General features: G+C 42.6%; 12 protein-coding genes and 1 pseudogene. 1 reads left to right on the forward strand and 12 read right to left on the reverse strand.

Annotated features, from left to right (window positions below):
* Positions 1 to 38 precede the first annotated feature (38 nt).
* Positions 39 to 627: pseudogene (locus JOD82_RS02815) on the reverse strand (alcohol dehydrogenase catalytic domain-containing protein); the annotation flags it as partial.
* Positions 628 to 924: 297 nt separating this feature from the next.
* On the opposite strand from JOD82_RS02815, the gene JOD82_RS02820 reads away from it, so the two are divergent.
* Complete coding sequence (locus tag JOD82_RS02820) at positions 925 to 1,476, forward strand: TetR/AcrR family transcriptional regulator (protein ID WP_069011876.1); 552 nt, start codon at positions 925 to 927, stop codon at positions 1,474 to 1,476.
* A gap of 1,287 nt (positions 1,477 to 2,763) precedes the next feature.
* Here the strand turns inward: JOD82_RS02820 and JOD82_RS02825 are convergent.
* The 11 genes from JOD82_RS02825 to JOD82_RS02870 all read right to left on the reverse strand — a co-directional run bounded on the left by JOD82_RS02825 (position 2,764) and on the right by JOD82_RS02870 (position 16,670).
* Complete coding sequence (locus JOD82_RS02825; protein ID WP_069011878.1) at positions 2,764 to 4,101, reverse strand: DUF418 domain-containing protein; 1,338 nt, start codon at positions 4,099 to 4,101, stop codon at positions 2,764 to 2,766.
* Between the two features lie 208 nt (positions 4,102 to 4,309).
* Positions 4,310 to 7,123, reverse strand: a complete 2,814-nt coding sequence (locus tag JOD82_RS02830) for a M14 family metallopeptidase (protein ID WP_209947512.1) — start codon at positions 7,121 to 7,123, stop codon at positions 4,310 to 4,312.
* Between the two features lie 101 nt (positions 7,124 to 7,224).
* The gene (locus JOD82_RS02835) at positions 7,225 to 8,229 is read right to left on the reverse strand and encodes an LCP family protein (RefSeq protein WP_069011882.1); all 1,005 of its coding nucleotides are present in this window, start codon (positions 8,227 to 8,229) and stop codon (positions 7,225 to 7,227) included.
* Between the two features lie 46 nt (positions 8,230 to 8,275).
* Positions 8,276 to 8,974, reverse strand: coding sequence for an SGNH/GDSL hydrolase family protein (locus tag JOD82_RS02840; RefSeq protein ID WP_069011884.1), 699 nt, complete (start codon positions 8,972 to 8,974; stop codon positions 8,276 to 8,278).
* A gap of 27 nt (positions 8,975 to 9,001) precedes the next feature.
* Positions 9,002 to 10,777 carry an acyltransferase family protein gene (locus tag JOD82_RS02845; protein ID WP_069011886.1) on the reverse strand — a complete coding sequence of 592 codons (1,776 nt, stop codon included), beginning with the start codon at positions 10,775 to 10,777 and terminating at the stop codon, positions 9,002 to 9,004.
* A gap of 184 nt (positions 10,778 to 10,961) precedes the next feature.
* On the reverse strand, positions 10,962 to 12,101 hold the full coding sequence (locus tag JOD82_RS02850) for a hypothetical protein (RefSeq protein ID WP_029515227.1): 1,140 nt from the start codon (positions 12,099 to 12,101) through the stop codon (positions 10,962 to 10,964).
* Entirely contained in the window at positions 12,101 to 13,564 is a 1,464-nt protein-coding gene (locus JOD82_RS02855; protein ID WP_069011888.1) for a sensor histidine kinase, read from the reverse strand. Before JOD82_RS02855 ends, JOD82_RS02850 begins: the two co-directional genes overlap by 1 nt.
* A 2-nt stretch (positions 13,565 to 13,566) precedes the next feature.
* Positions 13,567 to 14,265: a response regulator transcription factor gene (locus JOD82_RS02860; RefSeq protein WP_069011890.1), complete on the reverse strand. Its 699-nt coding sequence runs from the start codon at positions 14,263 to 14,265 to the stop codon at positions 13,567 to 13,569.
* Positions 14,266 to 14,596: 331 nt separating this feature from the next.
* Positions 14,597 to 14,890, reverse strand: a complete 294-nt coding sequence (locus JOD82_RS28975; RefSeq protein ID WP_245231639.1) for a GLUG motif-containing protein — start codon at positions 14,888 to 14,890, stop codon at positions 14,597 to 14,599.
* Positions 14,859 to 15,404: a M26 family metallopeptidase gene (locus tag JOD82_RS28980; protein WP_245231640.1), complete on the reverse strand. Its 546-nt coding sequence runs from the start codon at positions 15,402 to 15,404 to the stop codon at positions 14,859 to 14,861. The genes JOD82_RS28975 and JOD82_RS28980 overlap by 32 nt, the downstream gene beginning before the upstream one ends.
* Before the next feature lie 642 nt (positions 15,405 to 16,046).
* The gene (locus JOD82_RS02870) at positions 16,047 to 16,670 is read right to left on the reverse strand and encodes a family 1 glycosylhydrolase (protein ID WP_029515231.1); all 624 of its coding nucleotides are present in this window, start codon (positions 16,668 to 16,670) and stop codon (positions 16,047 to 16,049) included.
* Between the last annotated feature and the right edge of the window lie 451 nt (positions 16,671 to 17,121).

Here is a 17,121-nt window from a genome sequence, read left to right on the forward strand (position 1 = left end):
TCTTTAAACTAACGCATTTGCTTTAGATGTTATGGGTTTGTTACTTCTGCCCCCATAGAATGAGCGATCTCACACCATGTGTCCGAGTCCACCAAATCCAACGACCGCTATATTTTAGCCGGAATCAACACCCCAATGGCGCAGCGGCGGATACGTTGTGATCCCAGTACATAAAAGTGGAGCGGCGACATCAAGATTAATGCCGTCTAGAATTCGAACCACGAAATCCTCCGTTATTACAACGATATGGGTGGAATAACCTCCCTGCGTATATTGTCCATATCTATCGATGACTCCGTAGGTACTCGTATGTCCATTAAGACAATATTGCTCCTTTCCTCTACGGCAACTCTCGCACTCTCCACAGGAATCAACCATACAGCCAACTCCTACTCGGTCACCAACAGTATACTTTGTGACTTCCAAACCAATCTGGGCGAAAATTCCAGCGTGTCCTGGAACGGGAGGATATTGGACTGGCCCTCAATCTCCACGGGCAGTATGGATGTCAGAGTGGCAAATACCCGCATACTTGATCTTAATGAGAATATTATGCGGCTTAAGATCACTGCGCTCAACTGTAGAACCTTCTGGACCGAACACAGCACGTGCATTAGCATTAATCATATATAACCTCCAATGAATAGAATTTTTATCAGTTAGCTATTTAGAAATTAGTAATGATTATCCACACTTCTTTATTAAACACCATGTGAACACCCTCTTTTCTAAATTTAAGTTCTCCTTTTTTTAGGTAAGTAAGCCACGGAGAGCGAATAAACAATACTGGTTGTTTTATCAACTTATGTCTATTATTATAAAAAAAGAAACCTAAGTTCAATGGTTAAAAAAGCGCAATTTGTTGAAATAGCAACATCATCACGAAAAGTGTTCATTATTTTTTGATCAGGGGGAAAAGAGAAGATGATTAAAGTGGATCGGAGAATCCTAAAAACGCAAGAATCCTTAAAAAAAGCCGTTATTGAACTGATGGCTGTAAAAAACTTCGATGACATTACCATTCAAGACATTGCAAACAAGGCAAACGTAAACCGCGGTACAATTTATCTTCATTATCAGGACAAATATGATTTATTAGATCAAATCATGGAAACACACATTAATGAATTAAAAGAAATGGATACGTGGGCATGTCAGATGGAGTGGGCTGATGCTCTTGTTCCATATTTCGAGTACTTTGAGAAAAATTATTTGCTTTTTTCAACCATGCTAGCAGCATCAAAAGGTACACCTTCATCTTTTAGAACGCGGCTACTTGCTTATTTCATGGAAGGGTTCAAAGGGGAGATTGACAAAGAAAGCGGGAAAAATACGGAATTAGTCGAAGATGTGATGTTGCAATATGCTGGGACTGCTTATGTAGGGGTCATTGAATGGTGGATTCGAAATGGAATGCCCTATTCACCGCAAGTCATGGCCACGCAAGTTGGCACCTTGTTAGAAAGAAGTTTTTAATCGGTATTATATTCTGTAAAGAAAATGACCTTTTTCCTTTTCAATAAAGGTCACAGTATATAACGAAACACTAAAACAACGGCAGCCGATTGGCTGCCGCTTCTGCTTGTTTTTTCATTTTTTTTGTTAGAGTTTTCATATTCTTTCTCGGTTACGTTTTCTAACCGGTCTGTATCACCCCAGTGTGAGTACTAAGTATACAAATCCAACTATCCTTCGTAACCCATGCCAATATTTTACGTTCGGTGGAATGTTCACCACATCGCCTGTTTTAAGGAATTGAACTGGTTTTCCGTCTACTTGATACCAACCCTCTACTCCAGTAACTAATAAAACTTGCCCAACATAATGAGAGTGCTAGTTATTACGGGCGTCTGATGCAAAAGTTACGTTTCCGATAGCTTTATTGAGGGAGACAGGATTGTTAAACACCAATTGTAAGAAGGCGTTAGCGATAAAGTTTTTTCTTCTTTTGACCCGACGGTAAAGATGGGGCTATTTCTTAAGTGCTCGTACGGAACTGTCAAAAAATAACTATGATGGAGGTTAATACAAAAAAATCTGTGATATTAGAATTTGAATCATTGTGTCTTGTATTGAGTAAAAAATCTCTAAGTTCAACTTCTCTATCTTGCCAACTAGCATCATGCTCTAACGAACAAAGAAATTTTTAAAGCTGCGGGTATTAATGAAAAAGAGATTACTCGTCTTATAAAGAGATGCTTGATGTGGGATAAAGATACAAATATCATCTGGGGTTTTAGGGCTCTCATACCACAAAAAAGAATTTCTAATTATCAAAGAAAAGCCCAAACTTCTGTGGACTTAAATGCTCGGTCATTCTGATCCCAAAACAACCACACTTTACACCCATATTAGAAACGACGAGCAAAATCATATGGTGATCTTCTACACTTTAATTGGACAAAAAAATTAAATGTAACAGATACAAAACATCGATATGTATTGTAGATTGGAACAAAAAATAATCATGTCATTCCACAAAGTAACTCTAACTATAGCCGCCCCTTTAAATATTACAAATTCCTCGAAAGAGGCAAACTTGTTGTCATTCTCCCCTAAATATAAAAAAATCCTGATATTATCAGGACTTAGTTGGGGTAAACTTGTTGTCATTGTACAACATAGGCAATACTTAAAACCTGGAAATAAATAACTAAATTCACAAAACCTTTATTTTTTTATCTGTTGTGATTTTGATCAGTCCGTTTTAATTGAAATCCGATGTTTTCTATGACTATAAATATAGAGTATCAAGAAGGCTATCTACTTTACTGTTTGTGAGACTGGTTGGGTAGGGCAGAACAATCGGTCAAAACGGCGCATCAATCCTTCAAGCGGACCAACAGGAAGCTTAGCAAACAACAATCCCAGCAACAGTGTAACAACTGCAACTATTACGTCGCCGAACGGAACTCCGTCCAGACTGTGCCCAATCTTTGCCAGATACAGAAACCAAACTATTACAAATTGAATGGCATACATGGTCAGAGCCATACGTCCGACTGCTGCAAAAGGCAATAATACAGTAGAGGCTTTTTTGGATATGAGACATGCAACGCCCAATACCAAGAATGAAATTCCTAATCCTATCATCGTTTGGAAGGTCGAAGCGGTGTGCGGAGCCGACTGCAAGAGCATATGCCACATTGGTGATTCCGTATTAAGCGGCCAAATTGCGTATTCATCCGGTGGCTGTACAGGAGCAACTCCTTGCATCCTTACCAGCCATTGTTCAAAGTGGAGACTCCAATTCGGAAGTACAAAAGCAGCCAGTGCTTTGCCAATAACAAGCATAACGATACCACTGCCTGCGAGTATGAGAGCTGTGCGTAATCTGGTCAGGTCAAAGCGGCCAATGGCCATACCAGTAACAAATGCAGGGATCAAGGCGATAGCAGACATTGGACCTCCTGCAATATCACCAAGAAGATAAGCTTTTGAGAAAATACTTGATCCCAGAATCATTAGCGGCGGGGCTGTCACGAGCAAAACTGCTGCTGTTGTAACAATGGTGCGGGTCGAACGGCGAAATAACATAAGGGCCAGCACAAACATAGCTGAATAGGCAGGCAAAATGATGCCATATGGAGTGTTCAGCATAATAAGCAAATAACCAATAATATCAACAAATACTGCACGGGCTAGCATTCGCGCACGGAAAGCGGCCGTTTCCGCTCCCCATTCCATCATGCGCTGTGCCATAATGGAATAAGATATACCCCCGCACAGCACGAATAATAGTGTCGTGTTTCCGGAAACAATCTCAGAAACGTTTGGGTTCGATCCGAAGTGCTGCAAATACATTCCCAGCACCGCCATTCCTCGTACTGCATCAAGTGCTACAAGACGCCCGGTGCCCCTCCTTCTCTTCGACTCTTCTACAGAACTACGAGAAGGAATATCGGTTTGTGTAGCGTCGTCGGATGTTTTGGATACACCTGCTGTATCTACTTCTTTTTCATCCAATTTATTATCAACCGTCTTTTCATCTGCTTGATTTCCATTCAATTGGCTGCTTACGGAAAAAGCTCGTATTTTGATATTGGACTCTTCCTCATACTCTCTGACGGATCTGCTTATCAGTTTGATACTGCTTAGCAACTTGCATTCCTCCCTGAAAATCCTGGACTCGTATTTTTCATCAACCCGCATGTACGGGAGTGATGTTACGCTATAGTCCAATATATCCTGCAGATGTCGCTAAAGTTTGATCAAGTTGTAAACAAAATGTCACAACGGACGTAACCGTTTTATCGCAAAACAACCTTATTCACAGTTGATCACTGGAATAGGGCTGTTTGGAAATCACTCAGGGTTTGCTGGGAACTGCATTAAAAATCGAATTGGCCAGTAGTCGGAATTGATGCTGCGAATGAGCACCATTGGTGAGATCATTAGAGAACACAGTAATATTCTTTTTGTTTTCTATATAGGTGAAGGCCATAATCTTTCCTCTTGCAGCATCGTGACCTGGCCACCAGCCCGCTTTGAAGAAGTTTTCTTTATTACTAATGGTTGCAAGAATTTTTGCAGCTTTAGGTAGTTTCGTAATGTAAGAACCTGTAACGGTGTAGAAGTATTCTTCGTTATCGTAAGGGGCTGTAATCACATTATCCTGTTTGACATTCGCTAGGAAGACCCCTTCGTATCTTTCCCATGTCGGTCCAGTAAACGCAAATTGAGGAATACAGTTTTTCACGTTACCCATCCCCATATTTCCATAAGCAATGTATGGTTTCCCTTTCTCGACAAGTTTATCGGAATCGAATGTATTCACCAACACATCGGCATGCTGCTGATCATCGGTCACTTTAAAACCGAGATTTTTGAGCACATAAGCCGATTCGCCGAGAGCGGCTACCGTAGAAGGTTTAAGAACTTTACCAACGGGTTTGTTATGGCCGAATGCCGTGACATCAAGATAGTATTTCGAGGCCAGCGGGTTCAGATCATCATAGGCGACTGCAAAGTCACCCGCTTCATATCCTGTTCCGCTTTTGGATAGCATCGTAACCACTTTGCCGGATTTAAGCAATTCATTAACCGTTTTGATGGCATCGTTATTGGTGTTTAGGATTAAGACATAGGCAGAATCATTCGGCATTGGTGTGGCCGGAATCGATACGGAAGTCACCGGAGAAGTTTTGCCCGCAAACACTCCGGTTTCTCTAACCACATCACGTTCAAATCCTCGCAGGACAGGAAAATCCTGCACAATCTCGCCAGCTACGGAAGCATAATCTGAGACGTTAATACCATCATATAAAACCATGTTTGCAATGCCGTGTTTGGCCTGGTGCATATTTATGATAAATGAACCCGCAGGGTAGGTTTTGCCAGCAGTACTTACAGCTTCTGTCGAGCGTTCAACCGTTAATCCATTGCGGATAAGATATTCAATCATCCGATAAGCTTCCAGCGGATTTTTTTGAAGACTCTTATCGATCGGCAAAACGTAATACTCAGGAAAAAAATTCTCATTACCGTGACGAGGGCGGCCAATAACTTGATTTTTGACATTGACTAGATACCGATCTACGGCATAATCATCGATGTTATTGATTCCACGTTCATATACTTTTAGCTGGTTCAAAAATAAATTTTCTTTCTTTTGCATAACATAATCGGTTGCTGCAGCGACACTATAATACAATGCTTTGGTCGACTCTTCATTCGATTCAGGTGTTTCCAGCGTATGTCCCATTGCACCATGGTGCATGGCGAAGACAGCTGTATAGGCTGGAGACGCATCGTCCCATCCTGAAGAAGTCCCCTTGGAAACATATTTAGGATTTTCGACTGTTTTACGATGTTCTTCATAAGGAATATGGTAGTAATCATACTTTGTGTTTGCTATACCTGCTTCACCCATCGCTTTTGCCTGTTCTACCATGTTATCCATAAGCAGATCGTATTCAATATTCGGATCGTGAGGCGGTGTGGTAGGCTCAATCAGAAAATTCTTATCAAAGCCATGCAGATCTAGGAAAGAAATCGGCGACCACTTGGCAATTTGCTCTGTAACACTGCGTGTTTCAGGCTGGGTTTGATAAGAATTATCCCGATTCAAGTCAAAGTATTCAGCATTATAACGTTCGGTATGCACCCTTCCATCTGGATTTTCCGTATACAGGAACAGGAAAAACACATGTTCAAGCGCATCATCCATATTCAGAGTGACCGTACTCGATTTTCCATTGGACGAGGTGGTCTTGTACGTAACATTTTTATCGAGAGCCATGGTCTTAAAATAATTGATAATCGCATCAAAGCCCGGCGCTTCATTTGGATGAATATTGTTGATCCAGATGGGCACTTGATAATCTCCGAATGCACCGGATTGAATATCGTTCTCCAGCTTTGCAGGATCATTCAGCATGGCAGGATGAGTTACATTCTGATATTTGTCAATCGTTGCTTGATCTTTGGCAACCACAGTCATATACATATCGCGGCCTTCAACGGATTTGCCGATCGACATCGTTTTAATGTATCTGTCGTTTTTTTGAGCTGCTTGTGCCGTAATCGCATCAATCTCCGGCTTCAGTTCATCATACGTACGGAAGCTGTCGTATGGGACCAACTTAATGGGGGCCTGGGCAACGGTTTTGCCGTTGACTGCTGCAGCCAGTTCATAGGTTCCCATCAATGAGGCGTACAGTGGACGCTGCAGACTCGGTTCGGCAAGATTTTCCGTACCGTAAGTAAGACCAAAATTGATATTGGCAGTGACTTCTCCGTTTTCTGCTTTGACCTGAGTAACGGTGATAAAGGGGGCGCCATTATAATCGTGATCCTTGTACGATTTCCATTCCGATAATGGCTTACCACCATAAGTCCAGCTTATTTTCTTTATATTGGTACCCTTCGGAAGCTTAAATCTAGCTTTAATGGTTCTTTTCTTCGTCATGGATGCCAGATTGTTATCCAATTTCAGTGTCGGGATATTTTTAACCTGCGTTGAGATTGTTTTTGTTGATTGACTCTGTTTATCGTTTAACAACGTGCTTTCTGTACGTTGTGCAGCATCAGCCATAGCCATGTGCGGAGCAGTGATCTCCAGAAGCATGGCGGCGGATATGGTTAACGCCAAGTAGAACCTTACTATTGGTCTTGTACCCATTCTTTTTCCCCCTATGGATAACCGGAAGACCATGTTGTGCTCATAAAGAGCATTTAACAGACTATTGTCCGGCAAATTACGATTTTATATATTGTCCAATCCTATTCAAGATCTGTTTTCTGCCCGGAAGGATTGTCTGTCATCGAATGAGAAGCGTCGGAGTTTATGGTACTTTGCACAAATTGCTTCAAATCAGTTCGACTTTTTACATCCAGAACAGCTGCTTTGCCCACATAAGTTTCTTTTAATAGCTTCATTGGCGGTATTTGTTCATTTCCCTTTAACGTACTTTGATACCCTACCGAAGCCAAATTCCACATATCGGAGACTGACAAATTGGTATCGATATACGGACTGATTTCCTCTAGAATGGAAGGAAGCTTCATAATGGAAGTCGTTGTTTTGACCTTCTCGGCTAATGCCGTAATAAATTGGCGTTGTCTTTCTGTTCTGGAATAATCGGACATGGCATCATGACGAAAACGAACATATTGAAGCGCCGTTTTGCCGTTGAAATGCTGCTGTCCCTGCTTTAAATTAATATCGTACTCATGCAGATCGGCCTTGCTTTCATAGTACATATCCTTTTCGACATAAAAATCGAGTCCGCCTACAGAGTCCACGAGTTTAATAAACCCCTGGAAATCGGTATATACATAAAAATGAACAGGCACCCCCAGCAATTCACTGACTGCTTTCATCGCCGTATCCGGCCCATGCGTAACAGCCGTGTTGATTCGGTTTTTGCTGTATCCGGGAATATCCGTATAAGTGTCACGCAAAATCGAAAACACATGGATATGCTTATCGGTAGGATTCAACGAAACAACCATCATGCTGTCGGATCTGGGTACCTCGCCCTTGTCGCTTCCACGGGCATCCACACCCATCAGCAAAATATTGACAGGCTCAGTTCCCTCCCATGCTGGAGCTTCCAGAGCTTCGGTATTATCGGTGCTTACATTAATGAACGGGGAGTTTGCCGGAGCCTTATTAAATCCTTCCAGCCCTTTGTAAATCGAAAAGAAATAATAAAAAATAAAGCTTACAGCAGCGACCACAAGTAACAATGTTACAATTAATATCCTCTTTTTCCTCTGTGTCATGTCATTCTTCCTTTCCGAATTATGAACGCGCCTGTCCCTTCTGTATTTAAGATTTTTGCAAGGCTGCTACGAGGAGTGAAGTGTAATATCGGCTACCCCCTGGTTTTAAATGGACGCCATCTCTATAAAAGTATTCATCTTTGCCTACACTGGCCGAATACCAGTCCACCACGCTGACGTTGCTAAACTCATCGGCAACCTGTGCAATCGTGTCATTCACCGTGTTTTGCCATCCTTTCGGAACCCGGGTAGTGACCAAGATTACCTGTCTGGCTCCAGAAAGGGATTGCAGTACGTCGTGCAGTTGGTCTCTGCTAAACGGACCATTGGTGCCGAGTTCGATAATGACTTGGTCTCCCAGTTTGCCTTGGGTGGCTAATTCATTAATGACTTTTACAGCTTGAGACATCTGCCGGCCAACCTTGCCGTCTACCGTCATATTCGGAAGCTGCTCTTTTAAATAAGGCTCAATTCCGACCGTAACCGAATCTCCAATCATCGTGACGCCCTCGCCGTTTAAGGACGCGGATGGTTGAGCTTGTTCTCCGCTGGTACTGGAAGCCCCAGGCTTTTGTGCAGCAGGCTGCATCGCATCAAAATTGTATAGAGAAGAATCCTTGCCGCGTGGTTCGTTATCATCCGAATTTTGCTTTGAATGTAGATGGAGGCCTATGGCTCCTATGACGATAAGAAGAATCATAAAACCCCATAATGCCCTCACTTTTCTGATATTTTTTTTGTTCATACCTAGTTCATCCTTTCCTTTAACATGCTAGTAGGTTTTATCCTGTTTGATAGCATCAATCAAAACCGAGGCATAATACTGAGCTCCTTCTGGTTTCAGATGGACACCATCGTCATAAAATAGATCGTTGCGGTTTTCGCTGGCCGAATACCAGTCGATAAGTCGTACATTTTGAAATTCACCAGCAATTTCACGCAGATTGTCATTTACGGTATTCTGCCACCCTCTCGGTACTCTGGTCGTTATCAGATAAATTTGCCGAGAATCCTGTAGTGAAGTCAGCAAGGACTTCAGTTGACTCTGGTTAAACACGCCGTTGGTGCCGAGTTCAATAATAATTTTATTGCCAAGCTTGCCCTGTGCCCGCAGGTCATCAAGCACATTCCCAACCTGTGACATTTGCCGTCCCACCTTGCCATCAATGGTCATACCGGGGAGCTGCTTTTCCAGAAACGGGGCGGCATCCAGAATGACGGAATCTCCGATCGCCGTGACCTTCTCTCCTTCTGCGGAATGGCCTGTATTTACATCGGAAAATCCGGATTGCACCTTTTCTGTCTGGACGGGTTCCCGGCTTACAGTTGCTGGAGCATCAGGCACAGGATCTGGTGAATTCGTCTTCCATGATGTCAGGACCAGAATAATGGCGATAACAATGACGACAAGGCCTAACTGGCTGCCAGCGCCTGACCTGCGGAGTGATTTTAGGGTCCCGCGACGAATGGGCTCTTCGATGTATCTGTAGGAAAGACTTGCCATTATGAAACTGGCCGTTACCTGCAGAGCAATACGTATATAGCTGGCATCTTCGGTATTCACCACCGGACTTGACAAAATAATGATTGGATAATGCCAAATATACAGACTGTAAGATCGCTTACCGATCCAGCTCAGAGGCCGGCAGCCGAGCCATCGTTCCAGTCGATTGGCCGGATGAACAAGTACAGCAATAATAACTGCAGTAATGAGTGATAAATAAAGAAAACCGCCGCGATACAGCGAATCATCAAACTGGTTGGTCTGACCGATCATGATAAACAGCATTACAATGCCCAGCACGCCAGTCATATCCAGCATGGTCCGTGACGAAGAGGATACATTTTCGCTCAGTCTCCAGCTGGGCCAGATTATCGCCAGAGCCGCTCCGATCAAAATGGCAAACACCCGCGTGTCCGTCCCGTAATACACCCTGCTCGGATCTGTTCCGGGTTCGTATATCACGGCCATGGCTATGGCGGATACGGCGGCGCAACCCAGAATGTATAACATCAGTCTTCCTCGTCGCGGCGCAAGGCACAGACCGATCAGTAGAACAAGCGGCCAGATGAGGTAAAACTGTTCCTCAATGGAAAGCGACCAGAGGTGACCGATTGGAGAAGGCGGGCCAAAGCTCTCGAAATATGAAACATGATGAAAAATGAGATACCAGTTGTTTACGTAAAAAAGCGAGGATACAAAATGGCCTCTTAACGCCTGCAGTCTGGAGAAATCAGTAATTAAAAGCCACAGTGCCACTGCAGTCAGCATAAAGATCATGGCCGGCAGTAGTCTGCGCATTCGTCTGATCCAGAATTGTATAATGGAGAAACCACTGCGCATCCTCCATTCGAAAAGAATCTGATCCGTAATCAGATATCCTGATAGGACGAAGAAAATCTCCACCCCCAGCAGCCCACCTTCTGCCCATCTGAAATGAAGATGATAAGCAATAACAGCAAGCACAGAGATGGCTCTTAGCCCATCCAGGCCGGTCATATAACGTTTTATGGGTTGATTCAGGTGCAAATTCCGGTTTCCATTCACTATGGTCCATTCCTTGTCCTTATAGGCTAATGATCTTGCTTCATTTACTATAAAAAAAAGATGTCGCGAAAGTTTGATCAACATGTAAACAAATTGTCACAACGGTTGCAAAAAGAAAAACCTTATTCCGGCTGAACAACCGAAATAAGGTTTTTGACGTCTACAAACATGGCGATCCTCACCGCTATTTCAATTCAATGATCAATGACTCCTTGCTAGGAGAATCCGTTGACGCAGTCTGCGAGGAATCCAATTGTTTTTGTCCTTGAAGCAGTACACTTTTATTGTTCGGATTCCAGTATATATGCGTCGGCACAATTCCGCGATACACCGGTTCCTTATACAGTATATTTCTTCCCTGCACCTTGCCTACGTAAGTAACATTTTGATCATACTCGGTGTATGCGATATTTTTCCTGTCAGGCGAGAATTCAAAATCAAACACTTTTTCCAGAATGACGGAGAGTTCGCCGTTTCGCCGATCATATTCATACAGTGAATTATCCGTTCCGAGAAACACAAACTGGTCGTTATTCATCCAGGCTACTGAATCTCCACCAATCTGACGCTCGTATTGAAATTCAATATTCTTCCCGGAAACTTTCCCCATGGTTAGTATCTTTTTCTGACCTTTTTTTGCACCAAACAACTCCACCAGTATGCTGCGGCCATCATTTGCAATGTTAACACTCAAAAGCGTGTCTTCCTTCATAATGCCTTTTAACTGATACTTGCCAGAAGTTTGAGACCCCATATCGTAGATGTACAGGCTATCCGCTCCATTATCAAACGGATTTTCTACCAGGTAGCCGATATACGAACTGTTGGCCGACCAGGAAACATATTGTACATAAGACTCGTTTCTAGTACTGATCCTGTCTATTTCCTTTTCCTTGCCATCCTGCAAGGAAATAAGCCTTAGGGTTGTCTCCGAGGAAGAACGAGAAAATTCGCAAATATATTTCCCATCGGGAGAAAGTGTCGTATTGGAAGTTACCTTACCGATTCCGGGTATGGCCTTGCTCTGCTCATACGGATAAGTTAAACGTTCCACCGTGCCTCGCTTCAGTATGGTCATGGCTCCGAACGATGCGATAACGGCATTTCCAGACGACCATCCCAGTAGCTCCCCCCGATTTGCAAAACGATCCGGAAGCCGATATATTTTTTGGACCTGAAACGGCCGAGAGCTTTGATCGGTACTGGAAACTTCATTGCTGTCGGCGATGACGACGGTCTCTGTTTTTGGTTCTGAACCGCATCCTGACAGCAGTAATACCACGAGAGATAGGACCAGCAGCATTACAACATATTTATTGCCCATTATTCATTCTCCGTTCCCGCGGTTTCCAGCGCTTTAAATTCTACCGTAACGATGGTTTCATTATGCTCGTTTGCAATCGAGATGGAACCCGCAAATTCTTCAACGATGGATTTCACAATGCTGAGCCCCAATCCTACACTGCCTTCCTCCGCACTGTCGGAATGAGCTGGATAAAATGGCTGTAACAGGTGTGACAGATGTTCTGCCTCAATCGGATCGCTTGGATTGCTGAAAATCAAGCGGATCTTTTCTTCTGCCCGTACTGCTTTTACCGTTACTACCGAAAACGGCAAACTATATTTTATCGCATTATCTATCAAGTTGATGAACAGCTGTCTGATTCTGTCCCTATCGGCCAACATCATCAATTCCTCATTCATCTCATATTCAATGGTCTTTTTATAGCGCTGTGCCCGGATCATCATCGATTCACACACATCCTGCAGAATTAGCCCGATATCTACCCGATCAAGCTCATTGATCATGATATTTTTGCGTGAAACTTCCAGTAGTTTTAGCACCATCGCATGCAGGCGCTTGCTCTCCTCGATAATATGATTCATCCCTTTGCCAAAAAAAGCACGGTCTTTCTCACCGTTCATTCTGATCAGCTCCGCATATCCCAGAATGGAGGTTAATGGCGTTTTCAGTTCGTGAGTAATATTGTCAAAAAAGCGCTTTTCCTGCTGGTGAAGCTCTTTCAAATGGTCCCGGTCCTTCTCAATAATATGAATCTGTCTACTAATTTGATCAATCATATCGTTAAAATTCTCAGCCAGTCGGCCAATTTCATCCCTGCGTTTAAAGTGAAGGCGGATATCCAGATTCCCGTTTTTCACCTCAGTGGAGGCTTGCGTCAGTCTGGTCAGCGGGATGGTAATATGCCTGGAAAGAATATAGGAAAACAGAAAAGCTGCCGCAAAAATCGCCAGGGCAATATAGAGGGTAATCTGCCGAATCTGTCCGGTTTGTTCGTAGAGTGAGCTGAAATCTTTGTAAAAACGCAGTATGCCCACCTTTGAACCGTCTATAACAACCGGATAGGAGAAAAGGACAGTCGTCTTATTACGATCATAAGTAATGCTGTACGCTGTATTGCCACCAATCGCCTGCTGCAGATCGCTTTGCATGTGCTGCTGAAAAATGGAGCTGTCCGGGGCATAAAGCAATTTGCCCTCCACCGTATACACGCCAATACTGCTGTCCGTGGTATGGTTCAGATTAGTTGCTATTTCCCTCGCAATTTCTCCAAAATACAGCTCATTGCTACTGAAATGGTTAATCAGGAAAGCCTGACGCACATACACGTTGCTGTTATTTTTCAGTCCGATCAGTTCGGAGGTAACCAGATTCTGATTGCTTGTCCGGATAAATTCCTTGACTGTCTGATTGAGCACGACAAAAGAAAGCGAAAAAATCAGAAAAAAACCGATCAGGAATTTGATGCTGATTTTACGTATCATGCTTATCCACCCATTTTTTTAAATTTGTACCCGATTCCGAAGACGGTAGTAATGCATTCGGTGGCGTCTAGCTTTTTGCGGAGTCTCTGGATATGCGTATCAACCGTACGGGTATCTCCGACAAAATGATAGCCCCACACCAGATCAAGCAGTTCGGAACGTGTAAAGGTTTTGCCCTGATGTTTAACCAGCATCATAAGCAGATCAAATTCCTTGGGGGTCAATTCAACAGGACGGCCTTCTATTTGGACGAGTCGTTCTTCTTCGATCACTTCAATATTGTCAAACCGAATGACGGCTTTCGTGGCTTCTTCCCTGTCCGAGCTGTTCGCCTGCTCCACTCTGCGCAAAATGGTTCGAATGCGTGCAACAACTTCGCGCAGATCAAAAGGCTTGGTAATATAATCATCGGCACCGAATTCAAGGCCTAGAATTTTATCGGTAATGTCCGATTTGGCTGTAATCATGCAGATCGGTATGTTATAGTCCGTTGTCACCTTTTTGCAAATGTCTAGACCGCTCTGGTCAGGTAGCATCCAATCTAACAGCAGCAAATCGGGCTGAAACGACTGCAGCTCATGCATTCCCGTTGCTCCACTGGCCGCTGTGCGTGTCTGGAACCCCTCCATAGAAAGCCCGTACGAAAGCAAGTCGGCAATCGGGGCATCATCTTCGATAATAAGAATCTTTGCTTTATTCATCGTAATCCTCATCTCTTTTTTTAATACGGTAGGTTTATGACATTGTCCATTATATTAATCATTCAGGGGAAAACAATCAAATGTATATTGTAAATCCTCATACCCACTATCAGCATATAGCCCCACCTTTTCTGTTATAAGAAGCCGTACCATGAGCGTTTTTCGATAAAAACTTAAGCAACATAAGCGATAAACAAACTAAGGTTGCTTATAGGAAGTTCATCCCAGTTCCAGCTGTTATTGGCCTATTCGAAAGGTCAATCATAAATAACGAAATCTTCGCCTGATGTGAAAGTGATGTGTCCGTTGTTTTGGAATAGCTGTTTGTTACCTAGCCAGCATTTTGTCCAGCAAGTCCTCCAGCTCGGTTGAAGGTCGTTGTGACTGAACCCGTTGAGTAAGAATTGCTCACGGTTCCGTTAGAATTGTATCCGACTAAACCACCAGCGCGGGACAGTCCATCCACTTGGCCAGTCGCATAACTTTGGCTGACGGTGCCTTGAATATTATAGCCTGCAATTCCTCCAACATATCCAGTAGATTTGGTTCCCCTCACGTTGACAGCCGATATAGACTTAGTAATCGACGCGTTGTTAACACCCGACCAGACCACTCGCATAATCATAGGTGCCCTCTCCGAGCGCTTCTACACTGCCGGATGCAAATACATTACTGATTTGACCGAAACTTGTACCAGTAACACTTCCTACGTTCCTATTTCCGATTATGTTAACATCCATTAACCGAACGTTACGAACAATACCTGTAGCCATTAAATTGCCAAAAAAACCGACATTCATTGACAAGGGCTGATTAATCGTCAAGCCGGAAATCGTGTATCCGTTCCCATCGAACACACCCGAGAAATTGGCAATCGGGTTCCAAGTACAATCCGTTAATTGGATATTAGCACCCAATTTGTAATAAGCGTTCGGATTAGTCCTGATACCATCCAGCATCGCCGCTGTCGTGATGATATAAGGGTTCTGTTCCGTACCGTTTCCCGTTCCGTAAAAAGCATGTGCCCGTGAAGGGGCGACGGGAACAATAGCTGCGGCAAGAATAATGACCACTAGGATTAATTTTAAATAAGAAGTAAGCTTTTGGTTTAGACGAAATTCCTTAATTAATGGTAACAATAAAAGTTCCTCCTTCTTATGCGACAAATAAAATCATCTGAATTGTTTAGGCTAATGCCACCTCATCTCATATAGTACTAAGTACAGCAACGCTATTTTCTCTCAAGGAAAAATTTAAATTTAAGCATGAAAAATAACCGTTCATTGAAAGAACGGTTACCCGCTTTTCAGTTTGTTTTATCGCCGCTGCCTTAAATAACATTCCCCTGGCCTACTAAAATCAGGATGCGATTATATGCATTGCAATATCGACATACATTAAATAAATATTATATATGAAACGATGCTGCTTTCCTGTTCACACAATCACTGTCTCCTTTGTAGGTTTTGGCTGTTATTTTGATACGAAGATTTTAGCATGGTATGACTGAACAAATTTTGAACATTCACACTTCTGCTTCTTCGAAGAATGCTCTAATCATAAACCTGGCTTAGATATTAATGAACCGAGAAGACTCAGCTGATATGTGACGGTTTCATTGCCCCTAAAGCCTCCATTTAGACGACTTCTAGAGCAACTTTGTATTGTCTACCAACAACAGCAAGCCACTAATCCTAGACTAACAGATTAGTGGCTTGTTCGTGGAGTTTATAAGGGACTCATATTAAAGTTCTCAGCGGAGTTTCTTGTTCAACGGGTCCTTAAATTTCTTTCCCATTTGACTCAACAACTTTTTTGTACCAATAAAAAGAATCTTTTTTATAACGCTTTAATTGTTTGATATCATCATCTGTTCGATCTATATAAATTAATCCATACCGTTTTTTATATCCGTTACTAGTGAATAATAAATCGATGGCAGACCACGGATTATAGGAAATGACCTTTACACCAAAATCAATCGCTTTTTTAACTGCGAGGATATGTTTTTTCAAATAATCAATTCTGTAATCATCATGAATCCTCCCATCAATGGTCAACTCGTCGTATGCACCAAGACCATTCTCTGTGATCATCAAGTGCATATTATATCTTGTATAAATATCACGCAAAATGTATTCCAGTCCAGTTGGATCTATAGCCCAGTCTGTAGTCTCCAGAGCAGGATTCTCGCACATTTCATAGAAGCCCGGATGTGTTTCGAAGCCAGATATTTCTCCCTTGATACCAGAGACATTAACTCCCGACCACTGTTCATCGGCAACCTCTGGACAGGCTTTGGCTGTGTCACTGGCATAGTAATTCAGAGTCAAAAAATCAGATTTTAAATATGAGTGGTTGATTTCAAATGGTTTTTCGCAATAATTTGTTACCTCTGGATCCATTCCAATTAATACCTAGTGATCATATTCTAGCTCTCCATAAAACGTGACTTCTCAGTTAAGCTTCTTACTAAAAGCAAACCATCTATTTACCCCAATCTTATTTAACTTGGTAGGTGTGTACATACATTCACCCCATTATGGGAGAAATTGTATCAATGGAATGATTCGTCAAATACTTCAATATTCCTTTTTCTAAGAGAATCTAATTATGTCGAAATAAATCCTATAATTTCGATTAAAGCGAAATTATCTTATGTCATTCCCATAAGTAACTCTATCTAATAGCCGCCGCATTAAATATTACAAATTCCTCGTAAGGGATAAACTTGTTGTCACTGTACAGTTGCGCCATGCTGCACTTGACGTGTAGATTTTCCCCACATATAATTAAAGTCAATAAAACATATGAACAGTTGCTCATATGTTAATAAAATAGAAAGCTGGGATATTT

The sequence above is a fragment of the Paenibacillus sp. 1182 genome, assembly GCF_017833915.1.
GTDB classification, from domain to species: domain Bacteria; phylum Bacillota; class Bacilli; order Paenibacillales; family Paenibacillaceae; genus Paenibacillus; species Paenibacillus polymyxa_D.